Genomic DNA, 20,674 nt, shown 5'->3' with positions numbered 1-20,674 from the left:
GTAGATCAGTACTGGCAATTAGACGCGACGCTTTGTCGCGCCTAGTCTAAACACTGATCAATCCGCCGGTGGTACTGCCCCATGAACGCCAAGCGCCCAGTCTGCGCGGCGCCCGCTCTTGAAACGCCAGCGCCCGCCGCCAGCCAGAGCTACCAGTATTGCAATCTCGAACACACGGAATTCGCCAGCACAGCCCTGGCCGAGGAAGTGGCGTTGGCGATTGCCTACAACGACATCAGCCAAGCGGTAATGCTGGTGACGCCGACAGACCTGGAAGACTTTATCGTCGGCTTTAGCATCGGCAGTGGCATTATCGCCGACGTTAGCGACATTTATGACCTAAAGCTCAGCGGATCAGGCTCTGCCCAGTACGCTCAGGTGCAGATATCCAGCCGCGCCTTCTGGAACCTCAAGCAGCAGCGCCGCCAATTGGCCGGCACCAGTGGCTGCGGCCTGTGCGGCGTGGAAGCGGTCGAACAAGCGCTGCCCGACCTAGACGTGTTGCCGGGCGCGCCATTGCCGCCCGCCGAGTGGCTGGATGGCCTGCGCCAACGCATCAGCGCGTTCCAGCCCTTGGGCCAGTACAGCGGCGCCGTGCATGCCGCCGTATTTATGAACGGCCAGGGCGAATTGTTGCTGGGCCGCGAAGACATCGGCCGGCATAACGCCCTGGATAAATTGATCGGTGCATTGATCCGCCAAAAAATTCCGACCGAAGGCGGCCTGGCGATTGTTACCAGCCGTTGCAGCCTGGAGTTGATCCAGAAAGTCCTGCGCGCGGGTATCCAGACCCTGGTCAGCCTGTCGTCACCCACCGGCCTCGCCCTGCAATGGGCGCGCCGGCATAACCTCAATCTCATCCACCTGCCGCAGAAAAGTGCGCCGCGGGTCTACAGTCCTGCGATGGAGAACCAGCCATGAGCCAACATCACCAAGCCGACCAAACCCCGACCCCGCGCTACAAGCCCTACAAAGGCCCGGCCGGCGGCTGGGGCGCACTGATCAGCGTGGCGCAGGCCTGGCTGACCAGCGACAACGCGCTGAAAAACCTGCGCATGATGCTCAAGACCAACCAGAACGGCGGCTTCGACTGTCCGGGCTGCGCCTGGGGTGACTCGCCGGAAAGTGGCATGGTCAAGTTCTGCGAAAACGGCGCCAAGGCGGTCAACTGGGAAGCCACCAAGCGCCGCGTGGATGGTGCATTTTTCGCCAAGCACAGCGTCACCGCCTTGCTGGAACAGAGCGACTATTGGCTGGAATACCAGGGCCGCCTGACCGAGCCGATGCGCTATGACGCCGAAACCGACCGCTACACGCCCATCAGTTGGGAAGCGGCCTTCGACCTGGTCGGCAAGCATCTCAACGCCCTGCCCAGCCCGGACATGGCCGAGTTCTACACCTCGGGTCGCGCCAGCAACGAAGCAGCCTACCTGTACCAGCTGTTCGTGCGCGCCTACGGCACCAACAACTTCCCGGACTGTTCGAACATGTGCCACGAAGCCAGCGGCGTTGCCCTGGCGCAAAGCGTGGGCGTCGGCAAAGGCACCGTGACCTTTGATGACTTCGAACATGCCGATGCGATTTTCGTCTGGGGCCAGAACCCCGGCACCAACCACCCGCGCATGCTCGAACCGCTGCGCGAAGCGGTTAAACGCGGCGCCCAGGTGGTGTGCATCAATCCACTCAAAGAGCGCGGCCTGGAACGCTTCCAGCACCCGCAACACCCGCTGGAAATGCTCACCAACGGCGACAAGCCGACCAACACCGCCTACTTCCGCCCGGCGCTGGGTGGCGACATGGCCATCCTGCGCGGCATGGCCAAGTTCCTGCTGCTGTGGGAACGTCAGGCCCAGGCTGAAGGCAAGGAGGCCGTGTTCGACCACGACTTCCTCAACGAACACACCGCCAACGTACTGGATTACCTGGGCAAGATCGACGACACCTCCTGGGATGAGATCGTCGAACAGTCCGGCCTGACCCTGATCGAGATCGAGCAAGCGGCGCGCATGTACGCCAAAGGCAAGAACGTGATCATGTGCTGGGCGATGGGCATCACCCAGCACCGCCACTCGGTGCCGACCATCCAGGAAATCGCCAACCTGATGCTGCTACGCGGCAATATTGGCCGCCCAGGCGCAGGCCTGTGCCCGGTGCGTGGCCACAGCAACGTGCAAGGCGACCGCACCATGGGCATCAACGAACGCCCACCGGTGGCATTCCTCGACGCCCTGGAGCGTCGCTTCCAATTCCAGGTGCCGCGTGAAAACGGGCACAACGTGGTGGAAGCCATCCACGCCATGCTCGAAGGCCGCTCCAAGGTGTTTATCGGCCTGGGCGGCAACTTCGCCCAAGCTACGCCAGACAGCCCACGCACCTTCGAAGCCCTGCGCAATTGCGACCTGACCGTGCAGATCAGCACCAAGCTCAACCGCAGCCATTTGATGCACGGCAAAGATGCACTGATCCTGCCGTGCCTGGGCCGTACCGACATCGACATCCAGGCCGAAGGCCCGCAAGCGGTGACGGTGGAAGACTCATTCAGCATGGTCCACGGCTCCAATGGCCAGCTGCAGCCGCTGTCGAAATTCATGAAGTCCGAACCGGCGATCCTGGCCGGTATCGCTGCCGCGACCCTGGGCAGCAAGCCGGTGGACTGGAACTGGCTGGTGGCCGACTACAGCCGCATCCGCGACCTGATTGCCGACACCATTCCCGGCTTCAAGGACTTCAACGAGAAGATCAAGCATCCGGGCGGTTTCTACCTGGGCAACTCCGCGGGCGCGCGCCGCTGGAACACCCCGTCGGGCCGCGCCAACTTCCGCCCGAACATCCTGCCCAAGGACCTGATCCACGAACGCACCCACGCGACCGGCCGCGTACCGGACCTGATCATGCAGTCGATGCGCTCCCACGATCAGTACAACACCACCATCTATGGCCTGGACGACCGCTACCGTGGGGTCAAGGGCCAGCGTGACGTGCTGTTCGTCAACGAAGCCGACATCATCCGCCTGGGCTTCAAGCCAGGGCAGAAGGCCGACATCGTGTCGTTGTGGGAGGACGGCCGTGAGCGTCGCGTGAAGGGTTTCACCTTGCTGGCATTTGATATTCCAGCGGGGCAGGCTGCGGCTTACTACCCGGAAGTGAACCCGCTGGTGCCGCTGGAAAGCACCGGGGATGGCAGCCATACGCCGACGTCGAAGTTCGTGGCGATCCGATTGGAAGCGGCGAGTGACAACGGCTTGATCATGGCGCGTTCGGCCTGACACAAATCCGTCGGTTTGCTTCGGTTGTGGCGAGCGGGCTCGCCACAGGGAATTACCCCGCCAAAGGAATTCCGGGCACAAAAAAGGCCGCTTTTGCATAAAAGCGGCCGTTCCGAAGTAGCTAAAGACTCACGAATTTGACTTAAGTTCCCCAGCAAAAACAATAAGTTATGGAATTGTGTACAACTCGTGCTACTGGTCGGATTTCTATTGTCACAATTCAGATACAGCCTCAGGATCGCGCCGTCATCCTCTTGAGGTCTCCCTAATGAAGTTCTCCTCGATTCTCTTGTTGTCCCTTGGCCTGGTCAGTGGCGCAGCCATGGCCGGTGGCACCACCGAAGCCGGTGTGGGCGGCGCATTGGGCGGGGTTCTGGGTTCGGTCGTTGGCCAGCAGCTAGGCGGCAACACCGGTTCGACCATCGGCGCAGCCTTGGGTGGCGCGGGCGGTAGTGCGGTGGGCGCCGACAAGCGCAGCCGTGGCGAAGCCGCCATTGGTGGTGCATTGGGCGCCGCCGGCGGCAACGTTGTAGGCCGCAGTGTCGGCGGCAGCACCGGCGCACTGATCGGCTCAGCGGCTGGCGGTGGTGCCGGTGGCGCGCTGGGCAACTACATGGGCAACAAGAGCGATGACGACGACCGTCGCAGCCGTGGGCGTGATCACCGTCGTTATGACCGCGACGACCACCGTGGGCGCGGTCATGCCTATGGCCATCGCAAGAACAAGCACCACTACCGCGACTGATTGTTGCTGAATATGGAGCCGGCTTGCCGGCTCCTACAGCGTGATCAACCGCTGCAACGCCTCGCGCAACCGCGCTGGAATCGTCACCGGCTGGTTCGACCCGCGATCCACAAACACATGCACAAACCGCCCCGCCGCACAGGCGTCTTCTTCGCCCGCCTTGAACACCGCCAACTCGTACTGCACTGAGCTGTTGCCCAACTTGCCTACCCGCAGGCCGATTTCAATGCGCTCGGGAAAGGCGATCGACGCAAAATAGTCGCACGCCGAACTCACCACAAACCCCACCACGTCGCCGTCATGAATATCCAAACCACCTTGCTCGATCAGGTAGGTATTCACTGCCGTGTCAAAGAAGCTGTAGTAGGTCACGTTGTTCACATGGCCATACACATCGTTGTCGTGCCAGCGCGTAATGATCGGCTGGAAGTGAGGGTAATCGGCGCGTTGCGGTACGGTGTCAGGCATCGGGTCATCTCGTGAAAGTGAGTTACAGATCATTCAAATGGGCCTGGGCCCATTCGCGCACCTCGGCATACGGATAGTCTTCCAGCACGGCAAAACCCGGAATACCCCGCGCCTTCAACCTGGTGAACAGCGGCACGCTGATGCCCCCAAAGAAACGCGTCAGGCGTTCCGCCCCTGGCAGTTGGCCGGTGTGTTCATGATGCCTGTGGATAAAATCACCGCACAGCCCCATGAAGTTCTTATCCACAAGTGGCGGCAAGCCCGGCGGCGGCGGTAGATGCGCAACATGGCCATGGCACACTGAGCAATGCCCACAGCGCTGCGGCGCGTTTTCATCGCCAAAATACTTCGCCAGTCGCTGCCCCAGGCAGTATTCGGTGGCGAACAGATCGAGCATCGCGTGAATCCGCGCGACTTCTCCCACCTCGTGCTGCTTGAAGCCTGTGTATAACTCAGCGCTCAATACCTGTGGATCGAAATCGGTCTCCAGCAGGCTGTAGACCTCAGTCATCTGCTTGCTTTCCAGCTCGATCAGGCCCTGCTCCTGGAAGTAATCCAGCGCCTTCACCACCCGTCCGCGCTCGGCATTGTGCTGTTGATACAGTGCATCGAAATCCACCGTAGCCCAGGTCTTCGCCCGTTTGCACACCTGGATGATCGCTGCAACAAACTGCTGCCTCTCACCGGAAAATCGCGCCAGCAGAACCTCAGGCTCGATCAGGTATTTGAAACGGTACTCAGCGTAAAACGCGTAACGCGGCGCGATCACGCCTTTGAGCTCCAACTGCACCAAAAGCGTCTTTAACGGTAGCTCGCGGATATTGCTGTGGTCCGACAAGGACCTGAGCAAAAACTCCCACTGCCCATCGCCCCGCGAGGCCTGCAACTCTTCCAGCACCCGCTGGATTCCTTCCTGCTCCGGCGTATCGCCGTACACGAAGTTTTCCAGCACGTTGAGGCTGTCGCGATTGGCCAGTACCAGGCAGTCTGACGGCTGCCCATCACGCCCGGCCCGGCCAATCTCCTGGCTGTAGTTCTCGATGGATTTGGGCAGGTCAAAGTGCACCACGTTGCGGATATCACTCTTGTCGATACCCATGCCGAACGCGATGGTGGCGACGATGCAATTGGAGCGCCCACCCATGAAGCGCTGCTGGATGCCCTCGCGTTTATCGTGGGGCAAACCGGCGTGATAGGCCTCGGCCTGGATGCCGTTGCGATTCAGGTGCTCGGCAATCTGCTCGGCGGTTTTTTGCAAGGTGACGTAGACAATGCTCGGCTGGCCGACGCGCTCACTCATCCACTGCACCAGCCGGCGACGCTTGTCTGCACCGCTGACCGGCTCCACCAGCAGGTTGAGGTTGGGCCGGTAGAAGCCCGTGGTGACCACATCGCCCGGGGCAATGGCGAACTTGGCCTGCATGTCGGCAATCACCTTGGGCGTGGCTGTCGCCGTCAGCAACAGTGCTTGTGGGATATTGAACTGACGCTGGTAGTCCGGCAGCTTAAGGTAGTCCGGACGGAAGTTGTGGCCCCATTCGGAAATACAGTGGGCCTCGTCCACCACCAACAACGAGATCCGCACACTTTGCAGGAAGTTACGGAAGCGCTCGTTCTTCAAGCGCTCCACCGAAATCATCAGGATCTTGAGTTCGCCCGACCGCGCACGGGCCATGACCTCATTGGCCTCATCGCGGCTCTGGGCCGAGTCGATACTGCCCGCCGAAATGCCATGGCGCTGCAGGAAACCCAGCTGATCCTGCATCAACGCCAACAGCGGCGATACCACCAGCGTCAGGTGCGGCAGCAGCACCGCCGACAGCTGGTAACACAGGGACTTGCCCGACCCGGTAGGGAAAATAGCCGCCGCCGAACGCCCCGCCAATATGGCGCTGACCGTTTCTTCCTGGCCCAGGCGAAACTGTGGATAACCAAAGACCTGTTGGAGGGTGTCGTGCATAGGCTGTCACTCCATTGACCGCTGAGTTGGCTCAAAAACATAGCCCGGGAATCTCGGCGAATCGAGAAAGGTCGCATGGAAAAAAGAGACAGGATGATACACAGGGTGAAGGATGGCCTAGGGCCGAAGTGAGAATAATCCGAGGGAGGAACAGGAAGGATACAAACCCGATGTGGGAGAGGACCTGCCCCCTCCCACAATTTTAGTGCTTTATCAGGGCGGAATCAGCGGTTCTGCACCCGCTCGATCGCCGTGTCATACACCGGGTTGGCCTTCTGTTCCTTGGCCAACTGGTAGTGACGCAACGCATCCGGGAACTGCCCCGCCGCTTCGTAGATCCGCGCAATGTTGTAGTAGGCGCCCGCTCGCACCGTCGCAGCGTTCGCGCCGGTGGCAAGGGCGATAGCCTTGCGGTTGGCCCAGATCGACTCGGCGGTGTTGCCGGCCTTCTGATACGCCAGGCCCAGGTTGCCGTAGGCCTTGCCGAAACCGTTGTCCAGCTCGATAGCCTGGCGGAACAGATCGATAGCCTGGTCCAGCTTGGCGGCCTGGTAGGCCGCTTCACCTTGCACGTTCAGACGTTTCGCATCGGCTTGTGCAGAAGAGCTGACCGCAACGGCGGTAACAGCCACGCTGTCATCCAGCAACGGTTTGACTTCGTTGAGTACATTCGCCGCGTTCACCGTCACGCCACTGAAGGTGTTGATGTCCTGGAAGTCGCCGCTGCCGGTCATGCGGAACACGGTCCACAGGTTGCCGCTGCGGTTTTTTGGCACGTAGTAGGTGCGCACCAGCGATTGGCCCATGTACACGAACACCTTGGCTTCGCTGTTGGACAGCTGGCGTGAACCGGGATTGCCGCCGTTGGTGAAGTCATGCACTGCATACACGTAGCTTTCGCCGTAGTGTTTTTTCTGCAGGGTGATGGTTTCCGGGCCGTAGCTGTCGACGTCATCCACGTCCAGTTCGGCGTCGGTGCCCGTCTTGTTCTCGAAATAGATATTGTTGCCCGGGAAGATCATATGGGAGTCGAGGTCTTCCGGGGTCTTGCCCCAGGTCAGCACCACACGCAGGCCGTCGAGGTTTTCCATCACCGGGCTGATGGCATACGTCATGCCGGCGCACGGGCACTTCACCACCAGGTTCGAGTAGCCAGGCTTCTTGATGATCAGAAGATTGGTGGCATCGTCTGCGGCTTCGCTGGTGAGGGTCACCTGGCCCTGGGCGTTGGTGCGGCCCACGACGTTCTGTGCACCGTTGCGTTGCAGCAACACCTCGGCGTCAGCGATCTTCTGGTCCTTGACCACCGCACTGAGCACTTCAATCGGCAATTGCGCCGCCTGGACTGAATACGCGACCGCACACAATGACATCGCTGAAGCGACACGCAGCAAACCCATGCTTAACTCCCTTTAAGTAGCGGGCGGAATCGCCCTGCAAGATTTTGCGGTGAAACATACTCTTAAATGCGCTCGCTGGCGGATTATTTATACAGAATGTGACGTGGTTTTTATCCCGCCTGCCTGTTGAAGCATTGCGCTACAATCAAGCCTTGCTACCCAGGAGTACGCTGCCATGAGCGAACCGACGTTTGAGCAAAAACAGGATCATTACCACAAGATCCGCCGTTCCAATTACCTGGCCAGCCTGCGCCTGGAAGGGTTCGACACGCAACCGGCCGACGTCGACAAACCCTTGCCGACCCGCGAAGCCGTCCTTGCCAAGTACCGCAACAGCCCACGCTGATGCTCGACAAATACGGGGTGGGTCAGGATCCGTACTGCTATCCCGGTAGCAGCGTCCTGCGCAACCGCCTCAATTTGCTCGATGAAACCCGACTGCACCAGGCCGAGCGGGAGTTATCCGAAATCGCCGTAGGCAACCTCCCCCTCTTCCCACCACCCTACGACCTCGAACGCCTGCAACACATCCACCGCGTCCTGTTCAACGACCTCTACGACTGGGCCGGCGAACTGCGCAGCGTCAACATCCAGAAAGGCGACACCCTGTTCTGCACCCCGGAACGCATCCCGCCGGAAGCGGCGAAGATCATCCGGCAAATGGAGGCAGCGAACTGGTATGTCGGGGCGAGCCAGACCGAGCTGGTGACGCAGATTGCCGAAGCCTATGGCGACCTCAACGTTATCCACCCCTTCCGCGAAGGCAACGGCCGGGCGCAACGGATTTTGTTCGAGCAGATCATCGTGAATGCCGGGTTTTCCGTGAACTGGTGGCTGGTGAAACACGCGGCGTGGATACCCGCGAATATTGATGCGGTGGCCTGTGATTATCGGGGGTTGGAGGCGATTTTTGAGCGGTGTGTGAGTAGGCCGGTCGGTGCCTGATCGGACCGCGCACAGTTAAACCATCTGTTTATTGCCCGAGAACTAACTGACTTCTAAGGTTCGCTCCGTCGCTGCCAAATCAGCGACCGGGTTTGGTCACTCGAAAAACAGCACACATAAGTGCCATTACTTACTCTTCGAACGTCTATCGTCTCGTATCGCAGTGCTATGGCGGCTGTGTGGGGGACGTCTTCGGACGTGCCGGAGTGCTGTTTCCGGCTGGCCAACCCGCGCACAGTCCGCCACCCACCGTTTGGCCACGGTGATGTCGGTTACTTAACAGCAAACCGAGTACCTTCAAATGCAAATACCTGAAACGATGGACCGCTATCGTCAGCTACGCACCAACTTCACCGACACCCATCCGCTTATCATCGACACACAAGCCAAAGCCGAAGACATCCAGTCCGCCGCGCATCAACGCATCCGCGCTGCCACAGACTTGCTGGAAACCTTCTCCTGCCTGACCTTCGAACACGCAGACCTCAAAGACATTTCCCACATCACTAACGCCCTGTACCTGCTCGTTCAGGACGGCTGTGATTTGCTGGAAGCAGCGCAGCACGTGCAGCTACAACCTCAACAGCTATACACCTAAGCTCTAACCTTTTGTAGGAGCGAGCTTGCTCGCGAAGATCGTCAACGATGACGCGGTAAACCTGGAAAACTGCGGCGCCCTGGGGTTCTTCGCGAGCAAGCTCGCTCCTACAACTGAACGCTTTAACCACCGAAAATCACTGCCATACAAATAATCACGGAAAGCCCTGTAAGAAACCTCCAAATACCGCGACATCTCCTTCCGAAACTGCTTAAAACTCCTGCCCACCCCTCTATAAATCTCACCTTTCTCTGACTGAAACTGGCGCCCTTTCAACAGCCCCGGCAAATACAAGTGAACATCGAAAGGACTCAACATATCGGCCACCACGGTGTGATATTCACAGTGATTCGCTTCACTGTTGTACGTAGCAACCAGCAGGCTTTAGTCAATCTGTGCTTGCTGGAAGCAAAAGCGGCAGCACAGCAAGTTCGCGATCATGTACGCAGACTTTACGAAAGAATGCTGGCTAGAGATTTGCCATGCGAAATGGCGATCGCAATTTCGTACCCACTAAGGCGCAATCAAGCCGATCGGTTTAACGACCAAAACATACTGATCAAGCAAATAATCTCTGGAGCGGTTGCAGCACCAGCAATTGTAATCTCTGCAGCTACGGCAGGCTTTGTTCGCGATACGATTGACAGCAAGCTTCGCAGGTATCACGCAGGGGATATCATCATTGGTCTGGATGCCAGTGTGAGAGGCGGCATAGGTCCTCAGCGGTCAACACTATCAATGCATGTCTACTCGGACGAGCCTTAATCACATGGCCCTGTACCTGCAATCCGTCGTTTTTTTCATTTTCTATCTGGTGCTGCACTACCAAATCACCGACCCCGTCCTCAGAAAGCGCTTCGCCCTCACATTCCTTGCAACAGGCTTCACCTTGACGTTCCTACTACCCTACGTCGCGGTGATCCTCAGAATGCCTTTCCTACCTGTCTTCGTATTCTTGATAGGCTTGGCACTCTTCCTCACTCGAAACCAATACCAGATCCACCGCAACCGATCCCCTCACCCACTCCTGCGTGCCCCCACCATGAACCTCGCCCCCAACTTCCCCGAAGACCCCGTCATGCAGCAACTCCTGCAGCTCTTGCACGAAGAAATCGGCCTGCCAAAACACAAGACGATCCGCCTGCAAACCTCGATCAACTTCGACCTGGGCTGTGACGGCAGTGAGGCCAAGCAACTGATGGAAGCGCTGGAGCAGGAATTTGCGCTCGACCTGGGTGACTACGACACTTATCGTTACTTCAACCCGCCGGTGTTTGATGTATTTCTCAAGCGTCGGGCCAAGGGGCGCGGCGAAAAAGTGCCGCTGACCATCGGCATGCTCTACCTGGCGATCAAGACCCACAGCTGGGACACGCAGACGCTGGAAAACCTGAGCTGAGCGAACACAAATTCCAGGCACACCGGCACTCAAATGTGGGAGGGGGCTTGCCCCCGATAGCGGTGTGTCAGGCACAGATATACAGGCTGATAAACAGCTTTCGGAGGCAAGCCCCCTCCCACATTCGATGAGCGTGCTCAAAACAACAAGGACCTTACATGGACGTAACTATGGGCCTGCTGGCCGCCCTGCTGTGGGGCGGCACGGATTTTCTCGTGGGCCTCAACGCCCGCGCCGTGGGTGTTAAGCGTGCGGTGTATTTCGGCCAGGCGCTGGGCTTCCTGATCATGACCCTGCTGCTGGTCATCCTCCCGACCTTCCTGTTCAAAGCCCTCGACGCCGCGCTGAGCGTCTGGCTGCTGGGCATCGCTGCCGCCCTGTTCACCGTCTCCGGCGCCCTGGCGCTGTCCAAGGCCTTCGCCCTGGGCAAAGCCGCCATCGTCGCGCCGCTGGTGACCTCCTACGGCGTGGTGACCACACTTCTGTCCTGGGCCAGCGGTGAATACATCAGCCCGACGCAACTGGGCTGCATCGCCGTGTGTGTAATCGGCGTGATCCTCTCCAGCATCCATAAGGACAACGGCGCCCCCCACAACAACCCTAGCCAGTCGATCGCCTACGCCATGCTCGCCGCCCTGCTGTATGGCACCAGCTTCTGGCTACAAGGCCGCTACGCACTGCCGGCGCTGGGGCCGATCACCATGCTGTGGCTGGGTTACCTGGTGGGTTTGTGCGTACTGGTGGTGATGGTGCTGAAGATCAAGGACGGCCTGAAGATCCCACCGCTGAAAAACTGCGCGACGCTGACCGGGGCAAGCTTGATGAACCTCGGCGGGTTCTCGGCGTTTTCGTGGGGGGCAATGGCGGGTTCGGTGTCGGTGGTGACGGTGATCAGTACGTTGTCAGGCGGGATTGCGGCGATCCTGGGGTTCGTTTTTTTCAAGGAACGGTTGTCGGCGGTGCAGGTGCTGGGGGTTGGACTGGTACTGGCCGGCGCGGTGGTTTTACATATCGCCGACTAAACCGCACACAAAAAGCCGCCTCACAAGAGGCGGCTTTTTCACAACGACTGAATCTTACAACTTAGGACCTGCCGCCTTGATCGCATCGCTCACTTCAAACTTCTTGAAGTTCTCGATGAACAGACCGGCCAGCGCCTTCGCCGCTTCGTCGTAGGCAGCCTTGTCGGCCCAGGTGTTACGTGGGTTCAACAGGCTGGTTTCAACGCCCGGTACGGCCAATGGCACGTCGAGGTTGATGGTGTCGAGGTGCTCGGTTTCAGCACCGACCAACGCGCCGCTCTGGATCGCTGCAATCACGCCGCGAGTGGTCGGGATGTTGAAGCGCTTGCCGACGCCGTAGCCGCCGCCGGTCCAGCCGGTGTTGACCAGGTAGACCTTGGAGCCGAAGCCACGGATACGCTTGATCAGCAGTTCAGCGTATTCGCCAGCCGGGCGCGGGAAGAACGGTGCGCCGAAGCAGGTGGAGAAGGTCGACTTGATACCGCCGCCGGAACCCATTTCAGTCGAACCCACCAGCGCGGTGTAGCCGGACAGGAAGTGGTAGGCCGCCTGTTCTTCGCTGAGGATCGACACCGGTGGCAGTACGCCGGTCAGGTCGCAGGTCAGGAAGATCACCGCGTTTGGCTCGCCGCCCAGGTTCTTCTCGGAACGCTTGGCAACGTGCTCCAGCGGGTAGGCGGCGCGGCTGTTCTGGGTCAGGCTGACGTTGGTGTAGTCGGCGTGCTTGGCGTCGTCGATCACCACGTTTTCCAGCACGGCGCCGTGCTTGATGGCTTTCCAGATGACCGGCTCGTTCTTCTCGGACAGGTCGATGCACTTGGCATAGCAACCACCTTCGATGTTGAACACCACGCCTTCGCCCCAGCCGTGTTCGTCGTCACCGATCAGGTAACGGCTTTCGTCGGCGGACAGGGTGGTCTTGCCGGTGCCCGACAGACCGAAGAACAGGGTCACGTCGCCTGCTTCGCCAATGTTGGCGGCGCAGTGCATCGGCAGTACGTCGGAAGCCGGCAGCAGGAAGTTCTGCACCGAGAACATGGCTTTTTTCATTTCACCGGCGTAGCGCATGCCGGCGATCAGGACTTTTTTCTGGGCGAAATTGAGGATCACGCAACCGTCGGAGTTGGTGCCGTCACGCTCTGGCACGCATTCGAAGTTGGCCACGTTGAGCACTTGCCACTCTTCACGACCGGCCGGGTTGTACTGGGCCGGGTTGATGAACAGGCACCGACCGAACAGGTTCTGCCAGGCCGTCTGGGTGGTCATTTTCACAGCCAGGTAGTGGTCTTCGGCAGCCCCTACGTGAACGTGGGAAACGAAATGCTCTTGCGCGTTGTTGAATGCCTCGACGCGAGCCCACAGCGCATCGAACTTGTCGGCCGGGAACTTGCGGTTGATCGGGCCCCAGGCGATGGAAGCCTGGGTGGAAGGCTCTTCAACGATGAAACGGTCGACCGGCGAACGGCCAGTACGGTGACCGGTTTCGACGACCAGCGCGCCAGTATCGGCGAGCACGCCTTCACCACGCTGCAGGGCTTCTTTAACCAGATCGTCAACACTCAGATCGGTGTATACGGCGTTGTTGGCTTGCGTCATGAGGTTCCCCGTCGGCCTATGGCCGAGTGCTCCAAACGTTTTGTAGTAGAAAGTTGCGCACTACTACCGCGAAAAAAGTGGGCCGGATTATGCCAGAAAAGCCCAAAAAGAGTAGGGCCCTCCCGTCAGAACTGCGCTAATCCGGCGTTTGTCAGGTGATTTACCTGTGCTTAAACGTTTTAGTGGCGGGTGTCGGAAGGCGTGTCGATGCCTGCGCCGGCGAACAATTGCGCTACATCGGCCGCATCGAACAGGTAGCGCTCGTTGCAGAACTGGCAGTCGATCTCGATATGGCCGCCGTGCTCAACCACCAGGTTTTGCGCATCTTCCAGGCCCAGGCTGACCAGCGCATTGGCCGAACGCTCACGCGAGCAACTGCAATTGAAGCGCAGGCCCTGTGCGTCAAACAGTCGCACGGCCTCTTCGTGGTACAGGCGGTGCAGGATGGTTTCGTTATCCAGGCCCAGTTGCTCTTCAGCGGTGAGGGTGCCGGCCAGGGCGGTCAGCTTGCGCCAGCTGTCGGTGCGCTCATCCTCGTCCTTGATGCGGTCGGGCGGCAGTTGCTGCAACAGCATGCCGCGGGCGCGCTTGCCATCGGCGTTAAGCCAGAACTTGGTGCCCACCTGCTGGGACATCACGAAATAGTTGGTGAAGCAGTCCGACAGGGTTTCGCCATCCAGATCGACAATGCCCTGGTAGCGCTGGCCTTCGGTCGGATCGACGGTAATTGCCAGCACGCCGTTGGCCATCAGGTCGGACAAGGTGGCATCCGGCGCAATCTGGTCGGCTTCATAACGGGCCAAGCCACGGATTTCACGCTCGCTGGAGCATTCGATCATCAGCATCGGCACCGGGCCTTCGGAGCGCGCCTGCAGAATCAGCAAACCATCGAACTTCATGGTGCCCACCAGCAACGCTGCCGCTGCCATCAGTTCACCGAGCAGTTGCGCGACCGGCTCCGGATAGGGGTGCTTGGCGAGGACTTCGGCATAGCTGCGCTCCAGCGAGACCAGCTCGCCGCGGGCGTCGCTCTCGTCGAAGATGAAGCGTTGGGTGAAGTCGGTATCCGGTAGATCAGTCATAGGTCTGGGTATCTGAATTGATGACAAATTGATTACAAGGTTTATAGAATTAAACGCTTTAGCACCGTTTTGGTGCAGTTTTCTGAAGCCGTGGGGGACAGTTTATGAACAATCCGGGTTTGTTCCAAGCCAAGTGGAACCTCGGGCGATGGGCCGTTTGCAATCTACTCGCTGTCGGGTTGCTGTGTTTTTGGCTGTGGCCCACGGGCCAGATGCTGTGTGTGATGTTCGACGAGTGGCTGTTTCACCTGCTCAACGACCCGCTGGCGAGCAACTCCGCATGGCTGCACGTGTGGGCTGTAGCGAGTTTGCGACCGTTCGATGCGGTGGTCGGGGTGATTCTGCTGACGCTGTTGATTCGCGGCGATTGGGTGTTCAAGGCGGTGCAGGTGCGCCAGGCTTTGTTAGGTTTTGTCGGCATTCTGTTGCTGTTGCTGTTTATCCGCATGCTGTTTTCCAAACTCGCCGCGCACATGGGCTGGCAACACCATAGCCCGTCCATGGTGATCAGCGGGGCGATCCAGATGAGTGACTACTTCCCAGGCCTGGAGAAGACCTGGGAGTTGAAGGACCGTTCGAGCCAGAGCTTCCCCGGGGACCACGCCTCGGTGCTGCTGATTTGGGGGATGTTCATGACCGTGTTCGCCAAGCGCGCGGGCCAGGTGCTGGTGATCTGGGGCCTGGCGCTGCTGTTCATGATGCCGCGCCTGGTGGCGGGGGCGCATTGGGGGCAGGACGATTACATCGGCGGTGTGTTGCTGGCGCTGTTAGCGCTGGGCTGGGGATACTACACACCGTTTGCGGCGACGGTATCGAGTGGGTTGTTGCGGGTGACGGCGCCGGTGTTTGGGCTGGCTGCTCGTTTACCCATAGTGGGGCGAATGAGCGTTGTCAGGCCTGCGCAATAATTTGTAGTGAGCGAGCTTGCTCGCGCTGGGCTGCGGAGCGGCTCCAAAAAACGGGAGCGCTGCGCACTCCAGCGCGGGGCAAGCCCGCTCACCACAGCAAGCCCGATCGCCACAAAGGCCCGTTCGATTGAGGCTAGTCATCGTTGCCACTGCCGCGAAACTTGAACAGGTCGCGGCGTTGTTTCTTGCTCGGTTTGCCATCGGTGGTCATGCCCGTGGCGCCGGCCTTACGCATCGCCGCCGCGTTTTCACGCTTGGCGATGCTGGCTTCGGTTTCGGCGTATAACGCTTGCGCTTCAGGTGCGCCACGACGAACGATGGATAGCGCCTGAACTACGACCGTCTTTTCATCAAACCCTGCACGAATCTGAAACTCATCACCGACACGTGGCTCTTTGCCCGGCTTGCAGCGCTCGCCGCGATGATGCACCTTGCCGCTTTCGATGGCGGCCTTGGCCAGGGCACGGGTTTTATAGAAACGCGCCGCCCACAGCCACTTGTCCAGACGGACCTTTTCTTCCTCTTCCTGCTTTTGAGCCACTTGAATTCCTCGCTCTGAAAAATGTCGCAACTTTACCGTTGAAACCCTTCGACGCATAAACCCCAAGGCTCACCTAAGATACGCCAGGTAGCACCCTGTTTTCGCGAGGTATGCTGTGACCGAATTTCCCCTTTCACTCACCTCGCCCAACCAGCGCTGTGTGGGTTGCCAGCAAAGCGAGCCCCTCGGGTTCGATTTTGCGTTCGCTTACCAGCCTATCGTAGACCTGCGGGACCATTCGATCTTTGCCCACGAAGCCCTGGTGCGTGGCACACAAGGCGAAGGGGCGCTGTCGGTGCTGGACCAGGTCAACGAAAGCAACCGCTACCGCTTCGACCAACGCTGCCGAACCCAGGCGATCGCCGGTGCGGCGACCTTGGGCATGCAAACGCACCTTTCGATCAACTTCATGCCCAATGCCGTGTACCGCCCGGAACTGTGCATCCGTAGCACCCTGGAGGCGGCTCGCGCACATAATTTTCCGTTGAACCGGCTGATTTTCGAAACCCTGGAAAGCGAGCATGTAGATAACTATCGCCATTTGACGAATATTCTGCGTGAATACCGCGAATTCGGCTTCAAGACCGCCATCGACGATTTCGGCGCGGGCTATTCGGGGCTGAACCTGCTGGCTGATTTCCAACCTGACCTGATCAAACTCGACATGGCGCTGATCCGCGATGTTGATCAGGATCGTGTTCGTCAGGTCATCGTCCAGGGGATTGTCACAATCTGTGAGCAGTTGGGGGTTACTGTCATCGCCGAAGGCATCGAAAGTGCCGGCGAACGGGACTTTCTCTCCGACTGCGGAATATTTCTGATGCAAGGCTACTGGTTCGCCAAGCCTGCATTTAAAGCCCTGGCCGAGGTATCCCCTCAGGCCTGGGCGAATTGATCGGTTATCCATATTGAAGACATTTGACCATTTGACCGTTGTGGGTCTGCGTGAGTGGGTGGCACTTCCCGATCTGGGAGTGGCAGGCCTGCGCGCGAAGATCGACACCGGTGCCAGCACCTCAAGTCTGCACGCCACCGACATTGAGCCGTTTGAGCGCGACGGCGAGCAGTGGGTGCGTTTTACCGCGCACTTGGGCAGCGTCGTGCAATTGCGTCACCGCCGCTGCGAAGCGCCCCTGGTGACGATGAAAACCATCAAGAGCTCCAATGGCCATGCGCAGGTGCGCTATGTCATCAGCACCACGTTGGCGCTGGGTGATCGGGTATGGCGGGTGGAATTTACCCTGGCCTGCCGCAAAGCCATGCGTTACCGCCTGTTGCTGGGCTCCAAAGCCTTGATTGACGGCCAATTGGTGGTCAATCCCGGTATCAAGTACGTTCAAGACAAGCCGGTGTTCCCGGTCTCTACCCTATCTGTCCCAGGTGCTGCATGAAGATTGCTGTGCTGTCGCGAAACCCGCGTCTGTATTCCACCCGCCGCCTGGTTGAGGCCGGCACCGAACGTGGCCACGAAATGGTGGTGATCGACACGTTGCGTGCCTATATGAACATCGCCAGCCACAAGCCGCAGATCCACTACCGGGGCAAGCCGCTGGAGGGGTTTGATGCCGTCATCCCGCGTATTGGCGCTTCGGTGACGTTTTATGGCTGCGCGGTGTTACGCCAGTTTGAAATGATGGGGGTGTTTCCCCTCAACGAATCGGTAGCCATTGCCCGCTCGCGGGATAAGCTGCGCTCCCTGCAGCTGCTGTCGCGCCGAGGTATCGGCCTACCGGTGACTGGCTTCGCCCACTCCCCCGACGACATCCCTGACCTGATCGACATGGTCAATGGCGCGCCGCTGGTGATCAAAGTGCTGGAAGGCACCCAGGGTATCGGCGTGGTGCTGTGCGAAACCGCGACGGCGGCCGAATCCGTGATCGAGGCGTTCATGGGCCTCAAGCAGAACATCATGGTGCAGGAATACATCAAGGAGGCTGGTGGTGCGGATATCCGCTGCTTCGTGGTGGGCGACAAGGTGATTGCGGCGATGAAGCGCCAAGCCAAGCCGGGGGAGTTCCGCTCCAACCTGCACCGTGGCGGTAGCGCCAGCCTGATCAAGATTACCCCGGAAGAACGCATGACCGCACTGCGGGCGGCCAAGGTCATGGGGTTGGCCGTGGCGGGTGTGGATATCTTGCGCTCCAACCATGGGCCACTGGTGATGGAGGTGAATTCGTCGCCGGGCCTGGAAGGCATTGAGACCACCACCGGGAAGGATGTCGCGGGGATCATCATTCAACATCTGGAGAAGAATGGTGGGCCAAATATGACCAGGACCAAGGGCAAGGGCTGATCAACCGCCACAAACCAGTGTGGGAGCGGGCTTGCTCGCGAAAGCGGTGGATCAGTCAAATATGTATCGACTGACCCCCTGCATTCGCGGGCAAGCCCGCTCCCACATTTGACCTGTGTCGGTGCTTAGACCGCGTCGCGAGGCAACATCAGCCCAAGCGGCAAGCGCACCCGCGCCTCCAGGCCACCCTCTTCGCGGTTGCGCAACTCAACATTGCCCCCATGCATCGAGGCAATCCGCCGCACAATCGCCAACCCAAGGCCAGTGCCCTTGCCACCCCGGGCACGGTCGCCACGGGTGAAGGGGTTGAAGATACCTTCCAACTCATCCGGGTCGATGCCTGCCCCCCGGTCCATCACGCTCAGCACCACATAGGGCGCTGCACTGTCGCCAGACACATACGCCGCCACTTCCACATCGGAACCGGCGTGGTGCAAGGCGTTGCCAATCAGGTTGTTCAACAGGCGCTTCATCGACACCCGACGCAACGCAAACGGCTGGATCGGCTCCAGACGCATGCGCACCTGTTCGCCGTTCTGGTTATAGGGAGCGACCACCTCACGCACCAGGTCCGTCAGGTCGACTTCCTCCACCACCTCATCACGGCCATCGCGGATAAACGCCAGGAACTGGTCGAGAATCGCGTCCATGTCCTCAATGTCGCGGACCATGTCATCGGTGAGATCCGTATGGTTGCCCATCAACTCCAGCGACAGGCGCAATCGCGTCAACGGTGTGCGCAAGTCGTGGGACACCCCCGCCAGCATCAGCTCGCGCTCACGCCCAGCCTGTTCGACGTCTTCCGCCATCTGGTTGAACGCGCCATACACCTCGGTCATTTCGCTGGGCGTATCGCTGACTGGCAGGCGCACACTGCGTCCCTGACCCAATTGGCGGGCGGCAAACACTAGACGCTTGAGCGGCTGGTTGAGCTGACGCACAAAGATCCACGCCGACGCCGTTGAAAGCAGCCCGATCGCCAGGAACCAGCCCAGCACGTTCCAGATTTTCTGCCCGCGCAGCGGATGCGGATACAACGGCACCTTCAACCAGTCCTCGCCCAGGCTCGGCGCACGCACCCACAATGCCGGCGATACATGCATGCGCAACCGCACCTCGGTGTCTTCACCCAGCTCGGCCTGCATCTGGCGCTGGTAGATCTCACTGTAGGGCCAATGCTGCTCACCTTCCGGCACACCCGCGCCCGCCACACGCACCAGAGTGGCGGCCTTGGCAATTTTCTCGCGATTCTCGGGGTCAGCGGCCCAATAGGCACGCAACGTCAGGGCTACGCCGTGACTGTATTGTCGATCCACCAGCACGTCCTCGTTCATCAACAGATAAACCAGCGTGAGTGCCTTGGAAAACAGAACGACGATCAGCACCAGCCAGAGGGTGCGGGAGAAGAAACTTTGGGGGAACCACAACGGGGTTTTCATAGAAGACAGCTGGATACCTTGCAGAAACGAGCGGCGCTCGCAGAATTGCAGACGCCGGGCATCCCGTCGACCCTCATGGAGTCAGACACCGGGAGGCCCGTAACTGCAAATCATCGGTCAACTGGTTTTGTTGCCATCCGGCACAAACACATAACCTACGCCCCACACCGTCTGGATATACCGTGGCTTGGACGGGTCCGGCTCGATCATCCGACGCAGACGGGAGATCTGCACGTCGATGGAACGTTCCAGGGCATCCCATTCCCGGCCACGGGCCAGGTTCATCAACTTGTCGCGGGTCAGCGGCTGGCGAGCGTTCATCACCAGGGCCTTGAGCACGGCGAATTCGCCGGTGGTGAGCATGTGCACTTCATCGCCACGCTTGAGCTCACGGGTCGCCAGCGACAGTTCGTAGTCGCCAAAGGTGACACTTTCGTCTTCGCTACCCGGTGCGCCCGGTACCGGCGGGGCCTGGCGACGCAATACGGCCTTGACCCGTGCCATCAGCTCATCAGGGTTGAAGGGTTTGGCCAGGTAGTCATCAGCGCCCAGTTCCAGGCCCTTGATACGGCTCAGCTCATCGCCCTTGGCGGTGAGCATGATGATTGGAATCTGGTTGTTCGCTCCGCGCAGGCGCTTGCAGGCGGTCAGGCCGTCTTCACCGGGCAGCATGAGGTCGAGTACGACCAGGTTGAACACTTCGCGCCCCAGCAGGCGGTCCATCTGCTCGGTATTCGGCACCGCGCGGGCACGGTAGCCCTTGGAGTTGAAGAAACGCTCCAGCAGGCTGCTCAGCCCCGGATCGTCATCAACGATGAGAATTTTTTCGCCTTCAGCAGTTTGTGCAGTGCTGCTCATTGGATGCTCCTCTTATCTCGGCGCGCATTATGGCCTAGCTGCCGTTATACGCACCGTGTGCATTGTTAGCAGATTTTTCCTCTACCGCCAGCGAACCCGCGCCCTACAACCGTTGGCGCAATCCCCCCCAAGGACAGAACGCTGGTTATAATGC

At 59.6% G+C, this 20,674-nt stretch carries 21 protein-coding genes; 13 read left to right on the top strand and 8 right to left on the bottom strand.

The features are described 5' to 3' along the window. The first annotated feature begins 81 nt into the window (after positions 1 to 81). The 3 genes from fdhD to M2497_RS02185 all read left to right on the top strand — a co-directional run bounded on the left by fdhD (position 82) and on the right by M2497_RS02185 (position 4,011). The gene (gene fdhD, locus M2497_RS02195) at positions 82 to 921 is read left to right on the top strand and encodes a formate dehydrogenase accessory sulfurtransferase FdhD (RefSeq protein WP_071492481.1); all 840 of its coding nucleotides are present in this window, start codon (positions 82 to 84) and stop codon (positions 919 to 921) included. Then, positions 918 to 3,266, top strand: coding sequence for an FdhF/YdeP family oxidoreductase (locus tag M2497_RS02190; RefSeq protein WP_248485676.1), 2,349 nt, complete (start codon positions 918 to 920; stop codon positions 3,264 to 3,266). Before fdhD ends, M2497_RS02190 begins: the two co-directional genes overlap by 4 nt. Before the next feature lie 268 nt (positions 3,267 to 3,534). Continuing rightward, positions 3,535 to 4,011, top strand: a complete 477-nt coding sequence (locus M2497_RS02185; RefSeq protein WP_058424794.1) for a glycine zipper domain-containing protein — start codon at positions 3,535 to 3,537, stop codon at positions 4,009 to 4,011. A gap of 33 nt (positions 4,012 to 4,044) precedes the next feature. Here M2497_RS02185 and M2497_RS02180 read toward each other — a convergent pair whose 3' ends face one another. The 3 genes from M2497_RS02180 to M2497_RS02170 form a co-directional block, all read right to left on the bottom strand. Continuing rightward, the gene (locus tag M2497_RS02180) at positions 4,045 to 4,479 is read right to left on the bottom strand and encodes a thioesterase family protein (RefSeq protein WP_248485675.1); all 435 of its coding nucleotides are present in this window, start codon (positions 4,477 to 4,479) and stop codon (positions 4,045 to 4,047) included. A 22-nt stretch (positions 4,480 to 4,501) separates the two neighbouring features. After that, a complete protein-coding gene (locus M2497_RS02175) occupies positions 4,502 to 6,439 on the bottom strand; it encodes a RecQ family ATP-dependent DNA helicase (protein ID WP_248485674.1) in 1,938 nt (645 codons plus the stop codon). Between the two features lie 224 nt (positions 6,440 to 6,663). Beyond that, positions 6,664 to 7,839 (bottom strand): hypothetical protein, encoded by a 1,176-nt coding sequence (locus M2497_RS02170; protein ID WP_248485673.1) that lies wholly within the window; start codon positions 7,837 to 7,839, stop codon positions 6,664 to 6,666. Positions 7,840 to 8,014: 175 nt separating this feature from the next. On the opposite strand from M2497_RS02170, the gene M2497_RS02165 reads away from it, so the two are divergent. The 6 genes from M2497_RS02165 (at position 8,015) to M2497_RS02140 (ending at position 11,803) form a co-directional block, all read left to right on the top strand. Then, the gene (locus M2497_RS02165) at positions 8,015 to 8,185 is read left to right on the top strand and encodes a YhfG family protein (RefSeq protein ID WP_010214072.1); all 171 of its coding nucleotides are present in this window, start codon (positions 8,015 to 8,017) and stop codon (positions 8,183 to 8,185) included. Further along, positions 8,185 to 8,784, top strand: a complete 600-nt coding sequence (locus M2497_RS02160; RefSeq protein WP_248485672.1) for a putative adenosine monophosphate-protein transferase Fic — start codon at positions 8,185 to 8,187, stop codon at positions 8,782 to 8,784. Before M2497_RS02165 ends, M2497_RS02160 begins: the two co-directional genes overlap by 1 nt. 301 nt (positions 8,785 to 9,085) lie before the next feature. Further along, positions 9,086 to 9,382: a hypothetical protein gene (locus tag M2497_RS02155; RefSeq protein ID WP_248485671.1), complete on the top strand. Its 297-nt coding sequence runs from the start codon at positions 9,086 to 9,088 to the stop codon at positions 9,380 to 9,382. Positions 9,383 to 9,676: 294 nt separating this feature from the next. Then, a complete protein-coding gene (locus tag M2497_RS02150; protein ID WP_076955258.1) occupies positions 9,677 to 10,147 on the top strand; it encodes a hypothetical protein in 471 nt (156 codons plus the stop codon). A 277-nt stretch (positions 10,148 to 10,424) separates the two neighbouring features. Beyond that, positions 10,425 to 10,781, top strand: coding sequence for a DUF1493 family protein (locus tag M2497_RS02145; RefSeq protein ID WP_058424849.1), 357 nt, complete (start codon positions 10,425 to 10,427; stop codon positions 10,779 to 10,781). A gap of 158 nt (positions 10,782 to 10,939) precedes the next feature. After that, entirely contained in the window at positions 10,940 to 11,803 is an 864-nt protein-coding gene (locus tag M2497_RS02140; protein ID WP_248485670.1) for a DMT family transporter, read from the top strand. Positions 11,804 to 11,857: 54 nt separating this feature from the next. On the opposite strand, the gene M2497_RS02135 is transcribed toward M2497_RS02140, so the two are convergent. Then, complete coding sequence (locus M2497_RS02135) at positions 11,858 to 13,399, bottom strand: phosphoenolpyruvate carboxykinase (protein ID WP_248485669.1); 1,542 nt, start codon at positions 13,397 to 13,399, stop codon at positions 11,858 to 11,860. A 179-nt stretch (positions 13,400 to 13,578) separates the two neighbouring features. Further along, positions 13,579 to 14,481 (bottom strand): Hsp33 family molecular chaperone HslO, encoded by a 903-nt coding sequence (gene hslO, locus M2497_RS02130; RefSeq protein ID WP_248485668.1) that lies wholly within the window; start codon positions 14,479 to 14,481, stop codon positions 13,579 to 13,581. A 104-nt stretch (positions 14,482 to 14,585) separates the two neighbouring features. Between hslO and M2497_RS02125 the strand changes: the two genes are divergently transcribed. Then, on the top strand, positions 14,586 to 15,389 hold the full coding sequence (locus M2497_RS02125) for a phosphatase PAP2 family protein (RefSeq protein ID WP_248485667.1): 804 nt from the start codon (positions 14,586 to 14,588) through the stop codon (positions 15,387 to 15,389). Between the two features lie 133 nt (positions 15,390 to 15,522). Here the strand turns inward: M2497_RS02125 and M2497_RS02120 are convergent, their stop codons facing one another. Continuing rightward, positions 15,523 to 15,930 (bottom strand): S4 domain-containing protein, encoded by a 408-nt coding sequence (locus M2497_RS02120; protein WP_058424805.1) that lies wholly within the window; start codon positions 15,928 to 15,930, stop codon positions 15,523 to 15,525. A 115-nt stretch (positions 15,931 to 16,045) separates the two neighbouring features. Here M2497_RS02120 and M2497_RS02115 point away from each other — a divergent pair, with 115 nt between their 5' ends. The 3 genes from M2497_RS02115 to rimK are packed head-to-tail and all read left to right on the top strand — an operon-like array spanning position 16,046 to position 18,223. After that, positions 16,046 to 16,825 carry an EAL domain-containing protein gene (locus tag M2497_RS02115; RefSeq protein WP_058424806.1) on the top strand — a complete coding sequence of 260 codons (780 nt, stop codon included), beginning with the start codon at positions 16,046 to 16,048 and terminating at the stop codon, positions 16,823 to 16,825. Positions 16,826 to 16,871: 46 nt separating this feature from the next. Further along, positions 16,872 to 17,321, top strand: coding sequence for an ATP-dependent zinc protease (locus tag M2497_RS02110; protein ID WP_282579052.1), 450 nt, complete (start codon positions 16,872 to 16,874; stop codon positions 17,319 to 17,321). Next, positions 17,318 to 18,223, top strand: a complete 906-nt coding sequence (rimK, locus tag M2497_RS02105; protein WP_025855543.1) for a 30S ribosomal protein S6--L-glutamate ligase — start codon at positions 17,318 to 17,320, stop codon at positions 18,221 to 18,223. Before M2497_RS02110 ends, rimK begins: the two co-directional genes overlap by 4 nt. Positions 18,224 to 18,348: 125 nt before the next feature. On the opposite strand, the gene M2497_RS02100 is transcribed toward rimK, so the two are convergent. Further along, on the bottom strand, positions 18,349 to 19,662 hold the full coding sequence (locus M2497_RS02100) for an ATP-binding protein (protein ID WP_021491614.1): 1,314 nt from the start codon (positions 19,660 to 19,662) through the stop codon (positions 18,349 to 18,351). 117 nt (positions 19,663 to 19,779) lie between these two features. Beyond that, positions 19,780 to 20,520 carry a two-component system response regulator OmpR gene (gene ompR / locus M2497_RS02095; protein ID WP_016979041.1) on the bottom strand — a complete coding sequence of 247 codons (741 nt, stop codon included), beginning with the start codon at positions 20,518 to 20,520 and terminating at the stop codon, positions 19,780 to 19,782. Positions 20,521 to 20,674: the final 154 nt, after the last annotated feature.

Origin of the sequence: Pseudomonas sp. CYM-20-01, from assembly GCF_023169845.1 — a bacterium.
Classification (GTDB): domain Bacteria; phylum Pseudomonadota; class Gammaproteobacteria; order Pseudomonadales; family Pseudomonadaceae; genus Aquipseudomonas; species Aquipseudomonas azotoformans.
The sequence above is the reverse complement of the archived record's forward strand: the minus strand, read 5'-3'. Positions and strand labels throughout refer to the sequence as shown.

Excerpts from the sequence above, each read along its gene's own strand:
- M2497_RS02145 (WP_058424849.1), top strand. The coding sequence starts at position 10,425 with ATGAACCTCGCCCCCAACTTCCCCGAAGACCCCGTCATGCAGCAACTC.
- M2497_RS02135 (WP_248485669.1), bottom strand. The coding sequence starts at position 13,399 with ATGACGCAAGCCAACAACGCCGTATACACCGATCTGAGTGTTGACGAT.
- M2497_RS02185 (WP_058424794.1), top strand. The coding sequence starts at position 3,535 with ATGAAGTTCTCCTCGATTCTCTTGTTGTCCCTTGGCCTGGTCAGTGGC.
- M2497_RS02155 (WP_248485671.1), top strand. The coding sequence starts at position 9,086 with ATGCAAATACCTGAAACGATGGACCGCTATCGTCAGCTACGCACCAAC.
- M2497_RS02170 (WP_248485673.1), bottom strand. The coding sequence starts at position 7,839 with ATGGGTTTGCTGCGTGTCGCTTCAGCGATGTCATTGTGTGCGGTCGCG.
- M2497_RS02160 (WP_248485672.1), top strand. The coding sequence starts at position 8,185 with ATGCTCGACAAATACGGGGTGGGTCAGGATCCGTACTGCTATCCCGGT.
- ompR (WP_016979041.1), bottom strand. The coding sequence starts at position 20,520 with ATGAGCAGCACTGCACAAACTGCTGAAGGCGAAAAAATTCTCATCGTT.
- M2497_RS02140 (WP_248485670.1), top strand. The coding sequence starts at position 10,940 with ATGGACGTAACTATGGGCCTGCTGGCCGCCCTGCTGTGGGGCGGCACG.
- M2497_RS02125 (WP_248485667.1), top strand. The coding sequence starts at position 14,586 with ATGAACAATCCGGGTTTGTTCCAAGCCAAGTGGAACCTCGGGCGATGG.
- M2497_RS02100 (WP_021491614.1), bottom strand. The coding sequence starts at position 19,662 with ATGAAAACCCCGTTGTGGTTCCCCCAAAGTTTCTTCTCCCGCACCCTC.
- M2497_RS02165 (WP_010214072.1), top strand. The coding sequence starts at position 8,015 with ATGAGCGAACCGACGTTTGAGCAAAAACAGGATCATTACCACAAGATC.
- hslO (WP_248485668.1), bottom strand. The coding sequence starts at position 14,481 with ATGACTGATCTACCGGATACCGACTTCACCCAACGCTTCATCTTCGAC.
- fdhD (WP_071492481.1), top strand. The coding sequence starts at position 82 with ATGAACGCCAAGCGCCCAGTCTGCGCGGCGCCCGCTCTTGAAACGCCA.
- M2497_RS02175 (WP_248485674.1), bottom strand. The coding sequence starts at position 6,439 with ATGCACGACACCCTCCAACAGGTCTTTGGTTATCCACAGTTTCGCCTG.
- M2497_RS02190 (WP_248485676.1), top strand. The coding sequence starts at position 918 with ATGAGCCAACATCACCAAGCCGACCAAACCCCGACCCCGCGCTACAAG.
- rimK (WP_025855543.1), top strand. The coding sequence starts at position 17,318 with ATGAAGATTGCTGTGCTGTCGCGAAACCCGCGTCTGTATTCCACCCGC.
- M2497_RS02180 (WP_248485675.1), bottom strand. The coding sequence starts at position 4,479 with ATGCCTGACACCGTACCGCAACGCGCCGATTACCCTCACTTCCAGCCG.